This window comes from Duganella sp. BJB1802 (assembly GCF_013369445.1).
In the GTDB taxonomy this organism is placed as follows: domain Bacteria; phylum Pseudomonadota; class Gammaproteobacteria; order Burkholderiales; family Burkholderiaceae_D; genus Rugamonas; species Rugamonas vulcania_A.
This window is the reverse complement of the sequence record NZ_JABWEF010000009.1, coordinates 240,707-260,701: the sequence shown is the minus strand read 5'-3', so window position 1 is coordinate 260,701 and position 19,995 is coordinate 240,707. Positions and strand designations below refer to the sequence as shown.

At 65.3% G+C, this 19,995-nt stretch carries 17 protein-coding genes; 10 read left to right on the top strand and 7 right to left on the bottom strand.

What is annotated here, in order from left to right; translation table 11 throughout:
- Window positions 1–8: 8 nt before the first annotated feature.
- Genes mrtJ through dsbD form a run of 7 tightly spaced genes read left to right on the top strand, consistent with a single transcriptional unit; the run spans window position 9 to window position 7,165 of the window.
- Entirely contained in the window at window positions 9–386 is a 378-nt protein-coding gene (gene mrtJ / locus HUX88_RS16520) for a JDVT-CTERM system glutamic-type intramembrane protease (RefSeq protein WP_373886805.1), read from the top strand.
- Between the two features lie 21 nt (window positions 387–407).
- A complete protein-coding gene (locus tag HUX88_RS16515; RefSeq protein WP_176362461.1) occupies window positions 408–2,546 on the top strand; it encodes a choice-of-anchor D domain-containing protein in 2,139 nt (712 codons plus the stop codon).
- 1 nt (window position 2,547) lies between these two features.
- Window positions 2,548–3,042 carry a TlpA disulfide reductase family protein gene (locus tag HUX88_RS16510; protein WP_117012660.1) on the top strand — a complete coding sequence of 165 codons (495 nt, stop codon included), beginning with the start codon at window positions 2,548–2,550 and terminating at the stop codon, window positions 3,040–3,042.
- A complete protein-coding gene (locus tag HUX88_RS16505; protein ID WP_117012661.1) occupies window positions 3,039–3,254 on the top strand; it encodes a DUF4266 domain-containing protein in 216 nt (71 codons plus the stop codon). Before HUX88_RS16510 ends, HUX88_RS16505 begins: the two co-directional genes overlap by 4 nt.
- A gap of 8 nt (window positions 3,255–3,262) precedes the next feature.
- Window positions 3,263–4,405 (top strand): DUF3570 domain-containing protein, encoded by a 1,143-nt coding sequence (locus tag HUX88_RS16500; protein ID WP_176362460.1) that lies wholly within the window; start codon window positions 3,263–3,265, stop codon window positions 4,403–4,405.
- A 7-nt stretch (window positions 4,406–4,412) separates the two neighbouring features.
- On the top strand, window positions 4,413–5,309 hold the full coding sequence (locus tag HUX88_RS16495) for an FAD:protein FMN transferase (protein WP_176362459.1): 897 nt from the start codon (window positions 4,413–4,415) through the stop codon (window positions 5,307–5,309).
- 11 nt (window positions 5,310–5,320) lie between these two features.
- A complete protein-coding gene (gene dsbD, locus HUX88_RS16490) occupies window positions 5,321–7,165 on the top strand; it encodes a protein-disulfide reductase DsbD (protein ID WP_176362458.1) in 1,845 nt (614 codons plus the stop codon).
- Here dsbD and HUX88_RS16485 read toward each other — a convergent pair.
- The 4 genes from HUX88_RS16485 to HUX88_RS16470 form a co-directional block, all read right to left on the bottom strand.
- The gene (locus HUX88_RS16485) at window positions 7,155–7,538 is read right to left on the bottom strand and encodes a hypothetical protein (RefSeq protein ID WP_117012665.1); all 384 of its coding nucleotides are present in this window, start codon (window positions 7,536–7,538) and stop codon (window positions 7,155–7,157) included. The genes dsbD and HUX88_RS16485 overlap by 11 nt on opposite strands.
- A complete protein-coding gene (locus tag HUX88_RS16480) occupies window positions 7,539–7,706 on the bottom strand; it encodes a hypothetical protein (RefSeq protein WP_176362457.1) in 168 nt (55 codons plus the stop codon).
- Between the two features lie 3 nt (window positions 7,707–7,709).
- A complete protein-coding gene (locus tag HUX88_RS16475; RefSeq protein WP_117017688.1) occupies window positions 7,710–7,907 on the bottom strand; it encodes a hypothetical protein in 198 nt (65 codons plus the stop codon).
- Between the two features lie 64 nt (window positions 7,908–7,971).
- Window positions 7,972–8,493, bottom strand: a complete 522-nt coding sequence (locus tag HUX88_RS16470) for an Lrp/AsnC family transcriptional regulator (protein WP_117012667.1) — start codon at window positions 8,491–8,493, stop codon at window positions 7,972–7,974.
- Window positions 8,494–8,619: 126 nt separating this feature from the next.
- On the opposite strand from HUX88_RS16470, the gene hppD reads away from it, so the two are divergent.
- Entirely contained in the window at window positions 8,620–9,732 is a 1,113-nt protein-coding gene (hppD, locus tag HUX88_RS16465) for a 4-hydroxyphenylpyruvate dioxygenase (RefSeq protein ID WP_117012668.1), read from the top strand.
- Window positions 9,733–9,903: 171 nt separating this feature from the next.
- Window positions 9,904–13,467 carry an indolepyruvate ferredoxin oxidoreductase family protein gene (locus tag HUX88_RS16460; protein WP_176362456.1) on the top strand — a complete coding sequence of 1,188 codons (3,564 nt, stop codon included), beginning with the start codon at window positions 9,904–9,906 and terminating at the stop codon, window positions 13,465–13,467.
- Between the two features lie 45 nt (window positions 13,468–13,512).
- Here the strand turns inward: HUX88_RS16460 and HUX88_RS16455 are convergent, their stop codons facing one another.
- Both HUX88_RS16455 and HUX88_RS16450 read right to left on the bottom strand, forming a co-directional pair.
- Window positions 13,513–16,146 (bottom strand): molybdopterin-dependent oxidoreductase, encoded by a 2,634-nt coding sequence (locus HUX88_RS16455; RefSeq protein WP_176362455.1) that lies wholly within the window; start codon window positions 16,144–16,146, stop codon window positions 13,513–13,515.
- A gap of 2 nt (window positions 16,147–16,148) precedes the next feature.
- Window positions 16,149–16,859: a 4Fe-4S dicluster domain-containing protein gene (locus HUX88_RS16450; RefSeq protein WP_176362454.1), complete on the bottom strand. Its 711-nt coding sequence runs from the start codon at window positions 16,857–16,859 to the stop codon at window positions 16,149–16,151.
- A gap of 138 nt (window positions 16,860–16,997) precedes the next feature.
- Between HUX88_RS16450 and HUX88_RS16445 the strand changes: the two genes are divergently transcribed.
- On the top strand, window positions 16,998–19,682 hold the full coding sequence (locus tag HUX88_RS16445; protein ID WP_176362453.1) for a TonB-dependent siderophore receptor: 2,685 nt from the start codon (window positions 16,998–17,000) through the stop codon (window positions 19,680–19,682).
- Here the strand turns inward: HUX88_RS16445 and HUX88_RS16440 are convergent.
- Entirely contained in the window at window positions 19,679–19,939 is a 261-nt protein-coding gene (locus HUX88_RS16440; protein ID WP_161092237.1) for a hypothetical protein, read from the bottom strand. The two genes, HUX88_RS16445 and HUX88_RS16440, sit on opposite strands and share 4 nt — an antisense overlap.
- Window positions 19,940–19,995 lie beyond the last annotated feature (56 nt).

Below are 19,995 nucleotides of genomic sequence, written 5' to 3'. Positions count from 1 at the left end.
TATATTCCGTGTCGTCGATTACCCATTTTTGCAGCACGCAGTTGCAGGCGCCGGACCTTGCCGTCTGCCTTCGCCTGCTGCTGCTCTCGCCTGCGCTGGAGGAATGCGTGGTCAGGGCAGGGCTGCAGGAGTGGATGACGCGCCAGCTGGCGGCCAGTGACGGCGGCCTGCCTTTGGCACGGGGCGGACCTGTGCTGGTGTCGACGGCGGTTTTCGGCTTGCTGCATATAGGCTCCGGCTGGCAGCACGCGCTGGCGGTGCTGGCGCCGGGACTGGCGCTGGCGCTGCTTTACCAGCGCACCCGAAGCTGGACCTGGTGCGCCCTGGCGCACAGCGGCATGAATGCCTTTGCGATCTCTGTCTGCGAATTACAGATCAATTTCTAGATCAAACTTCAGGAGAATGTGATGACAGGCTTGTTAGCAAAGGTGTTCCGGCTTCGGTGGACTGCGGTCCTGCTGGTCGGTGTGATGGGGCAGGGCGCCAACGCGGCCGATGCGCTGAACGGCAAGAGCCTGTATTTGAACGGGCCGGTGTCCGGCGGCGCCACGTGCGCCTCGTGCCACACCGCCTCGCCGGCGAACAACGTCAGCGGCATCCTGGCGGCGGCCAACCAGCCGTCGGTGATCCAGAACGCCATCGCCACCAACAAGGGCGGCATGGGTAGCCTGTTCAACGGCAAATTCAGCGCGGCGGAGCTGGCCGACCTGGCTGCCTTCATCGGCAACCCGAACGTGGTGGCCGCGCCGGCAGCCTCGCTGGCGCCGGCCAGCCTGACCTTCAGCGGCACCAGTATCGGCCAGACGGCCGGTCCGCTGTCCGCCACCTTGAGCAATACCGGCAACGCCGCGCTCAACATCGGCACCATTTCTCTCAGCGGCGCGGCTGCGGGTGATTTCAGCGTCGCCGGCGGCAGCTGCGCCAACGGCGGCGCGGTCGCGGCGGGCGCCAGCTGCACCGTGCAGGCCAGCTTCAAGCCGACGGCGGCGGGTGCGCGCGCTGCTTCGCTCACCATCACCCACAACGCGACAGGCGGCAGCAGCGTCGTCGCGCTGAGCGGCACCGGCAACGCCACGCCGCAGGCCACCATCGCCTTGTCGGCGGCCAGCGTCAATTTCGGCACGCTGCTGACGGGATCTCCGTCCGCCGTGTCGACCATCACCGTCAGTAACAGCGGGCAGGCCGCGCTGACCTTCAGCTCCATCGCGCTGGGCGGCGCCAACGCCGGCATCTTCACGTTGGGCGGCACCTGTGCCGTCGCCACGCCGGTGCCCGCGGCAGGCAGCTGCACGGTGACGCTGCAAGCGTCGCCGGTGGCTGCGGGCGCGTTCTCCGCCAGCCTGGCGCTGGCGTCCAATGCCTCCAACGGCAACGCCACGGTCGGCCTGTCCGGTACGGCCGCCACGCCGGCGCCGGCCTTGACGGCGACGCCGTCGGCCATCGCCTTCGGCACGCAGACCATCGGCGCGGCGGCAGTGGCGCAGACGGTCACGCTGGCCAACACCGGCAATGTGGTCATCACCTTCAACAAGATCGGCTTGAGCGCCGGCGGTGCGGCCAGCTTCACCCTGGGCGCCAGCGATTGCGGTGCCACCCTGGCGGTGGGGGCCAGCTGCTCGGTGCCGGTGCGCTTCGCGCCGGCGGCGGAAAGCGCTGTCTCGGCCACGCTGGCGGTGACCTCGAACGCGACTGCGCTGCAAGTCGGCATCACCGGCACCGGCACCAAGCAGGCTACCGCGACGCCGGTGCTGTCCGAAGCCGGTCCTATCGTCTTCGCCGACACGCAAGTCGGCAGCAGCGCCACGGCTCACACGACCACGCTGTCCAACAGCGGTAACGCTTCGTTGTCGATCGCCACGCTGACGCTGGGCGGAAATCAGCCCGGTGACTTCGTCCTCGGCGGGACCTGCGTTGCCGGCGCCGCCGTCGCTCCGGGTTCCAGCTGCACGCTGACCACCGCGTTCAAACCAGTCGCCGCCGGCGCCCGCAGCGCCGACCTGCTGCTGGTGACCGACGGTGGCGCCCAGTTCCACCTGGCCCTGAACGGTAATGGCGTGGCGGTTGTCATCACCACGCCGTCGCTGACGATAGCGCCGCAGAGCTTTGACTACGGCTCGGTCGTCATCGGCAGTGCGGCGCCTACCCGCCGCTTCACGCTGACCAACAGCGGCGCGGCAGCCGTCACGCTTGCCAGCGCCACCTTTACCGGTCCGTTCGCCGCCGTGGCGGACAACACCGGTTGCGCCGCCTTCCCGGTCACGCTGGCTCCTGGCGCTTCGTGCGACCTGGTGGTGAGCTACACGCCGGCCAACGGCGCCAGCAGCGGCAGCGTGGTCCTGCAGTCCACCGTGGCCGGCAGCGGCTGGACCATCGCGCTGAGCGGCCAGGGCACGGCTGCGGCCAGCAACGCCGCACCGGTCAACAAGGGCGGTGGCGGTTGCTCGGCCTCGGACGATGTCAACGATCCGATGATGGTGTTCCTGATTATCTCGGCGGCGATCGCCATCGGCTGGCGCCGTCGTCAAACCAAACGCATTGGAGGCTGACATGAAACCGATATCGATCGCCATGCTGATGGCCGTGGCGCTGGGCGCCGCCCCGGCCTGGGCGCTGGAGAAGGGAGCCGCCGCGCCGCAGTTCGACCTGCAAGGCTTGGAGGGCGCGGTGAAGCTGGCCAAGCTGCAGGGCAAGGTGGTGTATGTGGACTTCTGGGCCTCGTGGTGCGGTCCGTGCCGCCAGTCCTTCCCGTGGATGAACGAGATGCAGGCCAAGTATGGCGCGAAGGGCCTGCAGATCGTCGGCGTCAACGTCGACGCCAACAGCGCCGATGCGCGCCAGTTCCTGACGACGACCCCGGCGCGCTTCGCCATCGGCTTCGACCCGCAAGGCGCCACTCCGCGCAGCTACGGCATCAAGGGCATGCCGAGCAGCGTGTTGATCGGCCCGGACGGCAAGGTGCTGCTGGAGCATTCCGGCTTCCGCGAAGCCGACCGCGCCGAATTGGAAAGCAAGATCCAGAACGCATTGGGAGCCGTCAAATGAAGGCGCTATTGTTGATCGCACTGGCGGCCGGGCTGTCCGGCTGCGCTTCGCTGGGCAATGTGCAGCCCTGGGAAAAGGGCACGCTGGCGCGCACCGAGATGACCTTCGGCGACGGTCATATGTTCACACGCTTCGACGACCATATCTACACCAGCCGCGAGGCCTCGTCCGGCGGCGCCGGTGTGGGTGGCGGTGGCTGCGGCTGCAATTGAGGACCACCATGACGAGTAACGAAGACAAGGCATCCGGGCGCAGCCTGGCCGCTTCCATCATGACGGCGGCGCTGATGCTGCCGGGCGTGCAGGCGCACGCCGAGACGCCGCCGGCCAACGGCACCATCACGCTGGGCTATTTGAACTACAAGGATAGCCAGTCCGGCCTGGACCGCATCACCGTGCATTCGCCGTCGGTGTCGATCACGGCGCCGGTGGCGGGCGTGTGGAACATCGGCGCCTCGGTGGTGTCGGATGATGTGTCGGGCGCTTCGCCGCGCTACCACACGGCCATCTCGGGCGCCTCGCACATGCAGGACCACCGCACGGCGGGCGATGCATCGGCCACGCGCTATTTCGAACGCGGCACGGTGACGGTGGGCGTGGCGTATTCGAACGAGCACGATTACCTGTCGCGCGCGTTGTCGCTGCAGGGCAGCCTGGAAAGCGAAAGCAAGAACACCACGTGGACCGTCGGCATCGGCCATGCGGATGACCACATCAACCCGGTCAACAAGATCGTCAGCAACGAGAAGAAGCGCAGCACCAGCCTGCTGCTGGGCGTGACGCAGGTGCTGTCCACGAACGACATCGCCCAGCTGACGCTGACGCACAGCCAGGGCGAGGGCTATTTCTCCGATCCGTACAAGGCATTGGACAATCGCCCGCGCAGCCGCGACGAGACCACCTTGCTGGCACGCTGGAACCATCACCTGGCCTCGACCGGCGGCACCAGCCGGCTGTCCTACCGCTACTACCGTGACAGCTTCGGCGTGCGCGGGCATACGTTGGGCGCCGAATATGTGCAGCCGCTGTCGCAGGGCTGGACTGTGACGCCGGAAGCGCGCCTGTACTCGCAGAGCGCGGCCAGCTTCTACTACGATCCGCTCTACGATGCGAAGCTGGGCGCGCCGTTCCCGCCGGGTTACAACGGCAGCGGCTACATGACGGCCGACCAGCGCCTGTCGGGCTTCGGCGCGGTGACGCTGGGCCTGAAGGTCAGCAAGCAGCTGGACAAGCTGTGGTCCGTCGACGTGAAGGCGTCGGTGTACCAGCAGCGCGGCAGCTGGCGCCTGTTCCACGAAGGCAGTCCGGGGCTGGATGCGTTGCGCGCGCAGACGGTGCAGATAGCAATCAACCGGCAGTGGTAGAAGCGAAATGGTAGACGCGATACACCGCACCACGTTCCAGGCGATGGCCAGCCGCTGCGAGTTGCGGTTCGCCGCGCCGGACGCGCATACGGCGGCGCTGCTGGCGCAGCGCGCCATGGACGAGGTGCTGCGTATCGAAACCAAGTATTCGCGCTACCGGCCGGACAGCATCGTCTCGCGCATCAACGCGGCGGCGGGCAGGGAGGCGGTGCATTGCGATCCCGAGACCATGTCGCTGCTCGGTTATGCGGCGGCGCTGCACGGCGCCAGCGAGGGGCTGTTCGACATCACTTCCGGCGTGCTGCGGCGGGCCTGGGATTTTCGCCAGCCCAGGGTGCCGGGCAAGGAAGTGCTGGAGCCCTTGCTGGCGCTGGTCGGCTGGAACAAGGTGGACTGCGGCGCGGAGGATATCCATCTGCGCCGGGCCGGCATGGAAATCGACTTCGGCGGCTTCGGCAAGGAGTACGCGGCCGACCGCGCGGCGGCGCTGCTGGCCGATGCGGGCGTGCGGCATGGTTATGTGAACCTGGGCGGCGACATGCGCTTCATCGGACCGCGCCTGAACGGGCGGCCGTGGAGCATCGGCATCCAGGATCCGCGCGATCCGGACAGCGTGGTGGCGAGCATCCCGGTCAGCCAGGGCGCGCTGGCTACCAGCGGCGATTATGAGCGCTACTTCGAGCTCGATGGGCAGCGCTACTGCCACATCCTCGATCCACGCGACGGCATGCCGGTGCGGTACTGGCGCTCGGTGAGCGTGCTGGCGCCGATGGCGATCGCCGCCGGCAGCTGTTCCACCATCGCGATGCTGAAGCAGCAGGATGGTCTGAGTTTTTTGAATGCGTCCGATATGGGGTATCTGGCCGTGAACGATCAGGGGCAGATGCTGTTCAGGGATGTTTGAATAGGATGGATATGATGAACAATTGGATGACGCGCCTGATGGCGTTGATGGTGGCGGTGCTGGCGCTGGCCGCCGGCGCACGGGCGGATGACTTTCTGGAGCCGGACCAGGCGTTCCAGCTGAAGGGGGAGCTGGTCGACGCGCATACGGTGCGGTTGTCGTGGGCGATCGCACCGGGCTATCACCTGTATCGCGACCGCCTGAGCTTCAAGTCGGATGGCGCGCAGATCGCCGCACCGTCGCTGCCGGCTGGGCTGCGCAAGTTCGACACGAACTTCAACAAGGAGATGGAGACTTACCAGGACAAGCTGGTGGTCAACCTGCCGGTGACGGCGGCTGCGGCGTTCACGCTGCAGGTGGGCTATCAGGGTTGTGCGGATGCGGGCCTGTGCTATTCGCCGGCGACGCAGAGTTATCGCGTCGATCCGTCGGTGCCGGGCAAGCTGGTGACGGTGGATGCACCGCCGGCCGGTGAGGCAGCCAACGCCACCACCGCCGCCACAACCGCCACCGCAGCCGCCACCGCAGCCGCCACCGTGCCGGCCCACGAGGACGACAGCTCCCTCGCCCAGCGCACGCTGCAAAGCGGCAGCGCATGGCGCATCGGGCTGGCCTTCCTGGCCTTCGGCCTGCTGCTGTCGTTCACGCCATGCGTGCTGCCGATGGTGCCGATCCTGTCCTCGATCATCGTGGGCGAGGGCGCGGTGTCGCGCGGACGCGGCTTCTCGCTGGCGCTGGCATATTGCCTGGGCATGGCGCTGGTCTACACCTCGCTCGGCGTGGGCGCGGGCCTAGCCGGTGAAGGCCTGGCCGGCGCACTGCAAAAGCCATGGGTGCTGCTGACCTTCGGCGCGCTGCTGGTCGGCTTGGCGCTGTCGATGTTCGACGTCTACCAGCTGCAGCTGCCAAGCGCACTGCAAAGCCGCTTGAGCGCGACCAGCGGCAACATGGGCGGCGGCCGTTTCGCCGGCGTGTTCGTCATGGGCGCCTTGTCGGCGCTGATCGTCGGCCCGTGCGTGGCCGGTCCGCTGGCTGGCGCGCTGCTCTACATCAGCCAGACGCGCAACGTCTGGACCGGCGGCTGGGCCTTGTTCTCGATGGCGGTCGGCATGAGCGTGCCGCTGCTGCTGACCGGTATCTCGGCCGGCAGCCTGCTGCCGCGTGCCGGCGCGTGGATGAACGGCGTGAAGAAGATCTTCGGCCTGCTGCTGATCGCGGTCGCGATCTGGATGGTGACGCCGGTGTTCCCGGTGCCGGTGATGATGGCGCTGTGGGGCGTGTTCGCGCTGCTGTGCGCAGTGTTCCTGCATGTGTTTGAGCCGCTGCCTGCTGCACGCGGCGCGGGCTTGGGCGCGTATGTCGGCAAGACCTTGGGACTGGCGTTCCTGCTCGCCGGGTTGTTTGAACTGGCGGGCGCCGCCAGCTCCGGCCGCGACGTGCTGCAACCGCTGGGCCACCTGGGCCTGGCCCGTGCGGAAGGCGCCGCGCCGGCCGGCGATGAGATCCGCTTCAGCCGCATCAAGACCGTGGCCGAACTGGATCAGGTGCTGGCCTCCAGCACCACGCCGGTGATGCTGGACTTCTACGCCGACTGGTGCGTGTCCTGCAAGGAGATGGAGCGCTTCACGTTCTCCAAGCCGGCCGTCAGCGGCAAGTTGAAGCAGGTGCGTTTGATCCAGGTGGACGTCACCGCCAACAGCGCCGACGACAAGGCTTTGATGAAGCGTTTCGGCCTGTTCGGGCCACCGGGCATCATCCTCTTCAACGGCGGCAAGGAGATCCCGAACAGCCGTGTGATCGGCTTCCTGGCGCCGGAGCCCTTCGTCCAGCACCTGAGCCGCCACCTCACTTCCTGAGCGGCGCGGCATTCCTCTGCGGAGTCTCCAGATCAATGCCCACCGCCTTCTCGGCAGTGGCATTGATCGCGGCAAAGCGCACATACCCGTTGAACAGCAGGCCGACCGCAAGTATCACACCAAGGCCGGCGATAAAGGCCGTAACAATATCCCGCCCCCAGGCCCGCAAAGTCTTTTTCTCGTGCAGCTGTTTTTCAACGTTGTCGAACCCAACTTTGATGCGGTTTTCGAGCAAGAAGATTTGGCGTATGACCTCCGATTCCGCGACTTCGTCGGCTACTTCCGCCATTCTCTTTTCTAGAGACTTGGCAGCGAAATCACGCGCAAGTTTTGCGCCGCGCTGCTTCAGATTCTCCAGATTTTCCGGAAGCATTCAAATGGAAATGAACTCTGCCTCATCTTCTGTGGTCGGCTCGTTGCCGTCGTGCGTGGCGGGAAAGCCCGCTCGCCACTCCGCTTTACAGCGCTTGTAGATTGAGTAAGCGAGGGCGCCGGGGACGTCGTACTCGGTTTTTACCAGCGAGGCGTAGATATTCAACACAGGCTACTCCTTTGCCTTCTCGCTGGCCAACTCGACCAGGATCTGCTTCAGGTCTTCATCCGAGAGAAATACGGATTTTATGATTCGCTTGCTGCGCTCGGATAGATGCGGGTTTTTGTCGATGCTGATTGGCATCTCCTCGCAAATGCGCCGGATTTCGTCGTCCGAGAAGTACTTTGAGACATGGGAAAGTGGGAACATTGCCATCCTCCATTGCTGCCGGGTTGAAATCCGGCCGGCCGCGCATCCGGCCGGCGAACCTCCTTTATACCAGCGGCAGCGCGGTGGTGTCCTTGATGCGCTGCAGGGCGAACGAGGATTTCACGTCCAGCACCGCCGGGTGGCGCAGCAGCGTCGCCATCATGAAGCGCGAGAAGTGATCCATGTCTTCCACGTGCACCCGCAGCAGGTAGTCCATCTCGCCCGTCATCGCGTAGCAGGCCACCACCTCCGGCCACTGCTCCACCGACACCGCGAAATCCGCGCGCGGCGACACCGGCGCGTTCGGCGCGCCCAGCGCGCGCGCGTTGCTGTGCGCCGCCGCGTCGCTGTGCTTCTCCAGCCGCACGTTGACGTAGGCCAGCAGGCCCAGGCCGATCTTGTCCGGATCCAGCAGCGCCACGTACTGGCGGATCACGCCCGCCTCCTCCAGCCGCTTGATGCGGCGCAGGCACGGCGACGGCGACAAGGCCACCAGCTCCGCCACGTCCTGATTCGACAGCCGCCCGTCCGCCTGCAAGATGGACAAAATCTTACGGTCCGTTTTGTCCAGCGTAATCTTGGTCATAAACACCTCAAAAATTCTTGGTTCAGGCAATATTATTGCGCAAAACCTCCGTCCATGGGAATTGTTTGCAATTTACTGCTGTCGGACCGAGACTATACTGTGCGCTATTCTAAGAAGGAGACTTGCATGAAATTTACGCCTTGGGACAACCCGATGGGGACCGATGGTTTTGAATTTGTCGAATACGCCGCACCCGATCCCAAAGCACTGGGCGCGCTGTTCGAGAGCATGGGTTTTACCGCGATTGCCCGCCACCGCCATAAGGATGTGACCCTGTACCGCCAGGGCGACATCAACTTCATCATCAACGCCGAGCAGGACTCCTTCGCCCAGCGCTTCGCCCGTCACCACGGCCCGTCCGTGTGCGCCATCGCGATCCGCGTGAAGGACGCCGCCTTCGCCTACAAGCGCGCGCTGGAGCAGGGCGCCTGGGGCTTCGACAACAAGACCGGCCCGATGGAACTGAACATCCCCGCCATCAAGGGCGTGGGCGATTCGCTGATCTACCTGGTCGACCGCTGGCGCGGCAAGAACGGCGGCGAGCAAGGCGCCATCGGCGACATCAGCATCTACGACGTGGACTTCGTCGCGATTCCCGGCGCGGTCGCCAACCCGGTCGGCCATGGCCTGACCTACATCGACCACCTGACCAACAACGTCCACCGCGGCCGCATGAAGGAATGGGCGGACTTCTACGAGAAGATGTTCAACTTCCGCGAAGTGCGCTACTTCGACATCGAAGGCAAGTTGACCGGCCTGAAGTCGAAGGCCATGACTTCGCCGTGCGGCAAGGTGCGGATTCCGATCAACGAATCGTCGGACGACAAGTCGCAGATCGCCGAATACCTGGACGAGTACCACGGCGAAGGCATCCAGCACATCGCGCTGGGTACCGACGACATCTACTCGTCCGTCGAGACGATGAAGAAGGCCGGCATCGTCTTCCAGGACACGATCGAGACCTACTATGAACTGGTCAACCGCCGCCTGCCGAACCACGGCGAGCGCCTGGAAGACCTGCGCCGCCTGCGCATCCTGATCGATGGCCACAGCAACGAGAACGAGCGCGAACTGCTGCTGCAGATCTTCAGCCAGAACGTCATCGGACCGATCTTCTTCGAGATCATCCAGCGCAAGGGCGACCAGGGTTTCGGCGAAGGCAACTTCCGCGCGCTGTTCGAATCGATCGAGCTGGATCAGATCAAGCGCGGCGTGTTGAAGGATCCTAGCGCAGCATAAGGAACAAGGGTGTAAAGCCCGCAGCCCCGCACAGAACGGGGCGCAGGCCTGTGGTACCCTATAAAAAAACCGCATTTTTCCGTTCCGCCGTCTCCACAAGGGCCGGCGGATCGCGCGCTACTGGGCCAATCCGGCCCTATAGCGCATGGCTTAAAGAATAATGGAGACACAATGAACGCACCTCACAAGGGCTCGCAGCTAGAGCCGGGCACGCACTCGGACAACGAAATCTCACTGGACGACAAGTGGACGCTGGAACGCGGCCGGGCCTTTATGACCGGCACCCAGGCCCTGATCCGCCTCCCGATGATGCAGCGCGAACGGGACCTGAAGGCAGGCCTGAACACCGCCGGCTACATCACCGGCTATCGCGGCTCTCCCGTCACCAGCGTCGACATGACGGCGATGAAAGCCAAGAAGTATCTCGACGCCCACCACGTCAAGTTCCATCCCGGGATGAACGAGGACCTGGCCGCGACCGCGGTCTGGGGCACGCAGCAAACCAATCTTTTCCAGGACGCCAAATACGACGGCGTCTTCTCCATGTGGTACGGCAAAGGCCCCGGCGTGGACCGCTGCGGCGACGTCTTCAAGCACGCCAACAACGCCGGCTCCGCCAAGCACGGCGGCGTGCTGGTGCTGGCCGGCGACGACCACGCGGCCAAGTCCTCGTCCACCGCGCACCAGTCGGACCACATCCTCAACGCCTGCGGCATCCCTGTGCTGTATCCGTCGTCGGTGCAGGAGTACATCGACTACGGCCTGCACGCATGGGCCATGAGCCGCTACACCGGCCTGTGGGTGTCGATGAAGTGCGTCACCGACATCATCGAATCGGGCGCCGTGGTGGACTTCGATCCCGACCGCGTGCAGATCAAGCTGCCCACCGACTTCGAGCTGCCCGCCGGCGGCCTGAATATCCGCTGGCCGGACACCGTGCTCGATATGGAAGTGCGGATGAACAGCTATAAGTGGTACGCCGCGCTGGCCTACTGCCGCGCCAATAAGCTGAACAAGATCATCTGGGATTCGCCCAAGCCGAAAATCGGCATCATCACCGCCGGCAAATCCTACCTCGACACGCGCCAGGCGCTGGCCGACCTGGGCATCGACGAGCAGGCGGCCGCCGACATCGGCATCCGCCTGTACAAGATCGGCATGACCTGGCCGCTGGAGGCGGATGGCGTGCACGAATTCGCCAAGGGCCTGGACGAGATCCTGGTGGTGGAAGAGAAGCGCCAGATCCTCGAATACGCGTTGAAGGAAGAGCTGTACAACCTGCCGGACGGCCAGCGCCCGCGCGTGGTCGGCAAGTTCGACGACACCGGCGAATGGAGCAACAAGGGCAAGACCGGCCACGGCGACTGGCTGCTGCCGGCCACCTATGAACTGAACCCGGCGCAGATCGCGCGCGCCATCGCATCGCGCATCGCCCACTACTGCGCCGGCCATCCGGTGGCGCAGCGCGTGCAGGAGCGCGTGGCCTTCCTGGAGGCGAAGGAGCTGGCGCTGAAAACGCTGCCGTCCAAGCCGAATCCGGAAACCGACCGCACGCCGTTCTTCTGCTCCGGCTGTCCGCACAACACCTCGACCAAGGTGCCGGAAGGCTCGCGCGCGCTGGCCGGCATCGGCTGCCACTACATGGTGCTGTGGATGGACCGCGAAACCTCCACCTTCACCCACATGGGCGCGGAGGGCGTGACCTGGGTAGGCCAGGCGCCGTTCACCAACGAGAAGCACGTCTTCACCAACCTGGGCGACGGCACCTACTTCCACTCCGGGATCCTGGCGATCCGCGCGGCGGTGGCGGCCAAGGTCAACATCACCTACAAGATCCTGTTCAACGACGCCGTCGCCATGACCGGCGGCCAGCAGTTCGATGGCCCGCTGGACCCCGGCATGATCTCGCGCCAGATCGCCGCCGAAGGCGTCACGCCGATCATCGTCGTCACCGACGAGCCGGAAAAATACCCGTCCGATTACAAATGGGCGGAGGGCGTCACCGTGCGCCACCGCAGCGAGTTGATGGACGTGCAGCGCGAGCTGCGCGACAAGCCGGGCGTGTCGGCCATGATCTACGACCAGACCTGCGCCTCCGAGAAGCGCCGCCGCCGGAAGCGCAACGAGTATCCGGATCCGGCCAAGCGCGCCGTCATCAACGAAGCCGTCTGCGAAGGCTGCGGCGACTGCTCGGTGCAGTCCAACTGCCTGTCGGTGGAACCGCTGGAGACGGAGCTGGGCCGCAAGCGCCAGATCAACCAGTCGTCCTGCAACAAGGACTTCTCCTGCACCACCGGTTTCTGCCCAAGCTTCGTGACGGTGGAAGGCGGCGCGCTGAAGAAGCCGAAGAAGGCCGCTGTCGGCGAGGCGCCGCAAGTGGTGCTGCCTACTCCGGTGCTGCCGTCGACAGAGACGCCTTACGGCATCCTGATCACCGGCATCGGCGGCACCGGCGTGGTGACGGTCGGCCAGATCCTGGCGGTGGCCGCGCACGTCGAAGGCAAGGGCGCCATCGTGCTGGACATGAGCGGACTGGCCCAGAAGGGCGGCCCGGTGATGTCGCACGTGCGCCTGGCGGACAAGCAGTCCGACCTGCACTCGACCCGCGTCGGCACCGGTAGCGCCGACCTGGTGGTGGGCTGCGATCTGATCGTCACCGCCTCGCGCGACGCCTTGTCGCGCATGGGCGAAGGCCGCACGCACGCGATGATCAACTCGACCGGCTCGTCGACGGCGGCGTTTGTGAAGAATCCGAACTGGCAGTTCCCGGACGCTTCCTCGCGCGGCGAAATCGTCAGGGCCTGCGGCAACGAGCTGGTGGACTTTGTCGACGCCGGCCAGATCGCCACCGCGCTGATGGGCGACTCGATCGCCACCAATATGTTCATGCTCGGTTACGCGTTCCAGAAGGGCCACGTGCCGCTGAGCGAAGCGTCGCTGATCAAGGCGATCGAGCTTAATGGTGTGTCGGTGGGCTTCAACAAGGCGGCCTTCAACTGGGGCCGCACCGCCGCGCACGACTTGGCATCCGTGACCAAGCTGACCACGCCGGCCAAGGTGATCGAGTTCAAACGCATCCAGACGCTGGACGACATCGTCGCCCGCCGCGTGGAGCTGCTGACCGCCTATCAGGACGCGGATTATGCTAAACAGTATAAATCGTTTATCGACCAAGTTCGCGCGGAAGAGGCCAAGGTGGGCAAGACCACCCGCCTGAGCGAAGCCGTGGCGCGCTACTACTACAAGCTGATGGCGTACAAGGACGAGTATGAAGTCGCGCGCCTGTACACCGACGGCGCGTTCCAGCAGAAGATCGCCGGCATGTTCGAAGGCGACATCACGCTGAAGTTCCACCTGGCGCCGCCGCTGTTTGCCAAGCACGATGCCGAAGGCCACCTGGTCAAGCAGGAATTCGGCCCGTGGATGATGAAGGCGTTCGGCGTGCTGGCCAAGTTGAAGGGCTTGCGCGGCTCGAAGCTGGACATCTTCGGCTACACGGCGGAGCGCAGGATGGAACGCGCGCTGATCGGCGAGTACCGCGACACCGTGGCCTCGCTGCTGCCCAAGCTGACGGCGGAGAACCTGTCGCAGGCCGTGGCCATCGCCAGCATCCCTGAAGACATCCGCGGCTACGGCCACGTGAAGGAACGCCACTTCAAGGCGGCCAAGCAGAAGGAGGCGGCGCTGCTGGCTGCCTTCGGCAAGCCGGCAGGCAGCCACACCAACGCTGCATAAGGAACGGCCCCTCGCGGGGCCGTTTTTTTCGCCTGGGCGTCCGGCTCACACCTTGCGCAGCGAGCAGACGGTATCGAACCAGGCCTGCATGCCGACCAGCGGTTGCGGGTTGATCGGCAGCAGGGCGTTGATGTTGACGCCATTTCCCCGCCCACCGTTCTTCTTGTCCCACCACACGCCGGCGTTCAGGTCATCGATCGCCGGCGCCGGCCCGTAGGCCTTGGCCGCCTCGGGGCCTATTCCCTGCGCCACCACCTCTACACGCCGTCCATTGCGACCTTCGGCGGCGCGGCCGCCACTGATCCAGCCCAGCGAATTCGACACCGCCACCACGCGCGGATGGATGCCGCGCGTGACGAACACCCGCATCCGCGTCGAGCCTAATTTCTCGCCGTTGCCGCGATACGCCTGCAGGCCCGGTTGATCGGCCGGCCCTGACAACGGCCGGTAGGTGGTCAGCTCCACCATGTCGCCGCTTTTCAAGCCGAGTTTTTTGGCCGTCGCGACGTTGATCCACATCGGGTTGTCGTGCACGATCTCGCTCAGGTATTTTTGCGACGCGGTGCGGCCCTGCGTATGCACGTTCCATTTGAAGGTGCTGAGGATGAAGCGGTCCGCCGGCAGGTCGCGGTGCGACGGGATCTGAACGAAGGTCGGCATGCCGTCGTCCTCAAAGCCGCGCGTCTTCGCCACCATCGTCACCTCCGGCGCGTGCACCTCGAATTTGCGCGACGGTGTGGCGAAGCCGCGCACCGGCGCGCCGCCGGCCATCAGGCCGATCGCGCTGTCCTTGCCCTTGTCGTCGGGGCGGTAGATCACGCCGCTCGCGGCGTCCACCCGGCTGCCGTCAAGCTGCTTGCCGTTCAGCGGCTTCTGGAACACCTCGTACGGTTTCGGTTGGGAGGTATCGACATACACGCCGTAGTGCTTCATGTATTCGAAGCCGTCCTTGAACTGCTTGCCGTCCGGCCCCGTGGCCGGCAGCTTCGAGCACTGGATGCGAACGAAGTCCTCGTGGCTGCCGAACTGGAAGTACTTCGCCTGATCAGGTCCGAGGCGGCGGCCGATATCGAACAGCACATCGGCGAAGCTGCGCGCCTCGCCCGGCGGCGGCACCAGCGGTTGGCGCAGCGTGACGAAGTGCGTCAGCTCCAGATTGTTGCGGATGTCCAGACCCCAGCGTTCGAGGAAGGTCGCATCGGGCAGGATCAGGTCCGCGTAGTGGGCCATCTCGGAGTAGACCACATCCGAACAGGCGTGGAAGGGGATCAGCTTCTCATCCTTCAGCACTTCGACCGTGGTGCTGCGGCCCTCCGGCCAAGTCATCGGCGAGGCGATGGTGTAGCTCAGGTAGACGTCCAGCTTGGCCCGGCCCTGGCGCAGATAGTCGTAGACGATCTGGCCGACCTTCATCTTCTGCCAGCGGTTGGCCAGCGGCCATTCCTGCGGATCCTCCAGGTCGGTGCGGATCTTCGGCGCGGGCGGCGAGGGCTGCGGCAGCGGATAGCGGCTGGCGGACAGCTTCTCCTCCAGGCCGTAGCAGTAGCCGCCGGGCCGCGCCACCGAGCCGACCAGCGCGTTGAGCATGACGACCGCGCGCTCGGAGTTGAAGCCGTTGTAGTGGGCGCCGGTGCCGCGATTGGTGAAGGCCGCGACGGCGGGGCGCTTGCGCGCAAACTCCAGCGCCAGCCGCTCGATGTCGGCGGCGGCGATGCCGGACAGCTTGGCCGCCCACGCCGGCGTGCACGGGGCCAGCCAGCTGCGGATGGTCTCAAGGCCGGGTTGCACGAACTTGTCGATGAAGTCGTGGTCGATTTCGTTCTCGCGCACGATCACGTGCGCCATCGCCAGCGCGACCGCGCCATCGGTGCCGGGGAAGGGCTGGTGCCATTCGTCGCTGCGGCCGGCCGTGTTGGACAGGCGCACGTCGAACGTCACCAGCTTGGCGCCATGGTCGAAGCGCGCCTTGACGATGCGGCTCACCAGATGCAGGCCGCCCTGGTGCGCCTCGTAGAAATTGGCGCCGAAGTTGAGGAAGTATTTGCAGCGCTCCGCGTCGATCGATTCCCAGTCGGTCTCGCCGAGCGAAACGTAGTTGGCGGCGCGCTTGTTGGAGGAGCACAGCGCGCGGTGGTTCAGCTGCACCGGCGTGCCGATCGCACTCAGGAAGCGATTGATCTCGGCGTCGATGCGGGAGCGGCCCTGATGCAGCGCGACCCGCTCCGGGTGGCCGCTGGCGATGCTGGCCTTGATGCGGTCCGCCACCTCGGCGTAGGCCTCGTCCCAGCTGATGCGCTTCCACAGCCCCTCGCCGCGCGCGCCCACCCGCTTGAGTGGGTACAGCAGGCGTTCGGGATAGTCGTTGATGGTCGGCGCGGACTGTCCCTTGGCGCAGGTCATGTGGCTGCCCATGTTGGGATCGAGCGGATTGCCGCGAATCTTGATCACCTTGCCATCCTGGACGAAGGCCTCGATGCCGCACACGGTCGAGCAGTTCAGGCATACGCTGGTGACGCGCTTGGCGTTGCGGTAGTCGTTCTTGACCTTGCGCTGGTCGCCGTTGGCCAGCGGCCGGTAGTTCAGCGCCTGCGCGGCGTTGGGCGTCAACAGGATGGTCTCGCCCAGTCCCAGTCCGGCCATCGAGCCGATGCCGCTTTTGATGAATCCCCGACGGTCCATGTTCATGCTCCCTTCGGTTTTGGGAACGCTGACTTCAGCTGGTCCCAGGTGTCGATCTCGTAGGAGAACGGGTCGTGGCTGCGGCCCTTGGGCACCTTGTGCGCCATCGCGCGCGGCACCACGCCGCCCAGGCCCCGGTACTGCACCAGCGGCTTGGTCTTCTCCTCCGGCTTGAGCGGCGCCACTTGCTGGCGGTGCTTGGCGTGGAACCGGCTGACCGGGCTGGCCGGATCGTTCAGGTCACCGAACGCGAATACATCGGCGGGGCATACCTCCACGCAGGCCGGCTCCATGTCCGCCGCCAGCCGGTGGGAGCAGAAGTCGCACTTGTCGGCCACCTCGGCCACCGGGTCGATGTGGATGGCGCCGTAGGGACAGGCCTTGATGCAGTCGCGGCTGCGGTCGCAGGCGGTATCGTCGATGTGGATGATGCCGTCGGCGCCGCGCGCGATGGCGTCGTTGGGGCAGGCATCCAGGCAAGGCGCGTCCTCGCACTGCATGCACAGCGTCGGCAGGAAGGCGCGTTTGGTGGTCGGCTGGTGGTTGTACGGATTGACCGAAGCGAAATCGTAGTAGTACACCTTGGTGCGGAAGTGGCCGAGCGATACCGAATTTTCAACCTTGCACGCTACCGAGCAGGCGTGGCAGCCGATGCAGCGTTCGAGGTCGATGGCCATGCCCCATTTGGGGCCGGCGGTGGTGGATGTGGTCATGGGACTGTTACCGGTGATGGAGTGGGTGTGTCCGACGATTAGACCACAAAATAATACATAAGCAATCGCGAATTCCTTCGTTCAGGTTTGATCTGTGGCTTGGTAAGGTGGCATCCCTTTCTCACCCGGATCACCTCAATGAAAACAAAATTTGAATTGAAGCCTCTGGCGGCGGGCGCTATCGCGCTGCTGTGCGGAGCTGCCGATCCTGCGCTGGCACAAGCGCAGGATGCCCCGCCCGCCGTCGTCGTCACCGGCTCGCGCATTCCGCGCGCCAGCCTGGAAGGGCCTTCTCCGGTCACCATCCTCACCGGCGAGGACATCACCAAGCAAGGCTACAAGAACGTCTTCGATGCGCTCAGCAACCTGACGCAGAACAGCGGCTTCACCCAAGGCGCGGACTACGGCAACACCTTCACGCCGTCGGCCAACACCATCAGCCTGCGCGGCCTGGGGCCGAACCACACGCTGGTGCTGCTCAACGGCCGCCGCATGGCGGACTTCCCGATCGCGTACGAAGGCACGGTCAACTTCACCAACCTGGCCAACATTCCATCGAGCGTGGTGGAGCGCATCGAGATCCTCAGCGGCGGCGCCTCCGCCGTCTACGGCTCGGACGCCATCGCGGGCGTGGTCAACATCATCCTGAAAAAACAGGCCGAGGGAGTGGACGTCAACGTCAAGGTGGGCGGCACCTCGCGCGGCGGCGGTGGCGACCAGCGGCTGCAGCTGACCGGCGGTCAAAGCTTCGGCAAGCTCAATACGCTGTTCAGCGCCGAGTTCCTGGAACGCGATCCCTTGTGGAGCCGCGACCGCGAATTCATGAGCGCCAAGGTCGGTGTGGCTCCGACTCCCCTGTTGGGCCGCAAGAACGTCAACACCGGCAAGTATGTCGATCCGGGCGACGCCTGCGCCAACCTGGGCGACCTGTTCGAAGGCAGTACCGTCAAGTACACCGGCAAGTCGGGCAGCTACTGCGGCAGCGGCAAGGTGGGGCCGACCTACTGGACCACGCAGACCAAGAACAGCAGCCAGAATTTGTTCGGCAGCGCCAACTACGAGCTGTCGGCCGACACCACGCTGTTCGCCGAAGCACTGCTGGGCCAGAACCGCAGCGCCAACAACACGCGCGGGCCGTCGTGGACGTCGGCATCGACCGCCGACAGCTATTTCTGGAATAAGAACAGCGGCACCTACGAGGCCTGGAACCGCTACATCGCGCCGGAGGAAATCGGCGGCGTGCAGCGCTACAACCGCAGCTGGGACGACCAGGCCAGCTCGATCGCCCTCGGCGCCAAGGGCCGCATACCCGGTACCGGCTGGCAGTACGAGGCCGGCTACACCGCCTCGCAGTACAAGAGCGAGAGCCACACGCCGCGCGCGCTGTCGAACATCGACAGCTTCTTCCTCGGTCCCAAGCTGGGCGTCGACCAAGACGGCGTGGCGATCTACGCGCCCGATCCGGCGCGCCTGACGCGGCGCCTGACGCCGGCGGAATTCGACAGCATCACCGGCACCTCCGTCAGCAACGACAAATCGTGGACCAACACCGCCAGCATCAGCGCCAACGGCGAGGCCTTCCAGCTGCCGGCCGGCCCGGTCAAGTTGGCGACGGTGGCGGAGGTGGGCAAGCAGGGCTTCTCGAACACGCCGGACCCGCGCATCAACCAGGGCTACTTCAACACGGTGACGCCGTCCGACGTCACCGCCGGCACCCGCAAGCGCTATGCGTTGGGCCTGGAGGCTAACGTGCCGCTGCTGCAGAAGCTGGATGCCACGCTGGCCGGTCGCTACGACCGTTACAGCTTCGCCGGCCGCAGCGACGGCAAGCTGACCTACAACGCCGGCCTGGAATGGCGCCCGGCCGCTCAGCTGCTGGTGCGCGGGAACCACTCGACCAGCTTCCGCGCGCCGGACATGAACTACATCTTCAAGGCGCGAGGCACCGGCTACTACTCGTCCACCACCGACTACTACCGCTGCGCCAAGGCCGGCCAGCCGGTCGAGAAGTGCGAGTTCGCCAATGTGTCGCCGGGCGCGGACTACGAGCAGTCAGGCAGCAAGGACCTGCGTTCGGAGAAGGGCCGCTCGTCGGGCCTGGGCGCGGTGTGGTCGCCAAGCGCCAACTTCGACCTGACGCTGGACTACTGGAACATCAAGATCGATGACCTGGTGACGAACCTGAGCGCCGACAAGCTGCTGCGCGACGAGGCGGCCTGCCGCAAGATCAACGACCTGACGTCGCCGACCTGCGCCGACACCGTCGCGCGCGTGGTCCGCAATCCGCTGACGGCGTTGAACAAGCCGGGCGAAATCAGGCTGATTCGCGTCAGCCCGATCAACGCCGCGTCGACCAGCGTGAGCGGCATCGACATCAGCGGCAAGTACGTGCTGCGCACGCAGGCATACGGCGTATGGATCGCCAAGGGCGCCTACTCGAAGACGTTGAACAAGAAGTCGCGCCAGTTCGCCGGCGACGAGTTGATCGACGACCTGGAAGACCTGAGCAACGCCGACTGGCGCGACAAGCTCAATGCCAGCCTGACGTGGAACGTGGGCGACTGGTCGAACACGCTGTTCCTGCAACGCTACGGCAAGGTGCCCAACGGAGCCGGCACCGCCTTCCTGTCGCCCACCACGCTGGCCAATGCCAGCATCGTCTATCAGCTGAACCGGCGCACCACGGTGTCGGTGGCGGTCAACAACCTGTTCAACAAGGTCAAGGCCGACACCAGCGGCGGCTGGCCTTACTACCCGGTCGGTAACTACAACCCGACCGGCCGCCAGGGCTGGGTCGAGTTGAATTACCACTTCGGCTCCTAAGCTGGCAGGTGCTGCGCGACCAGTTCGCGCAGCGCCGGGTCCCTGATTTCGAAGATATCGAGGACGCCCAGCGCCACTACCCCCGGCAGGCCGTCGATGATGTCGGCGCGCGCTTCGGCGCGGGCCTCTTCCGAGCTGTCCTTCGCCTGCAAGGTGCGGGCGTTGGCCAGGAAGGCGCCGACAGTGCCCTTCCTCACGGTGACGCCGTTGAATTCTCCGCTGTTGATGTGGTCTGGCAGTACGTCTTGTGCTCGCATGATGAAAACTCCTTTTGGGTTGATGAGGACTTCATCTTGACAGCGCGCCGGTGGCC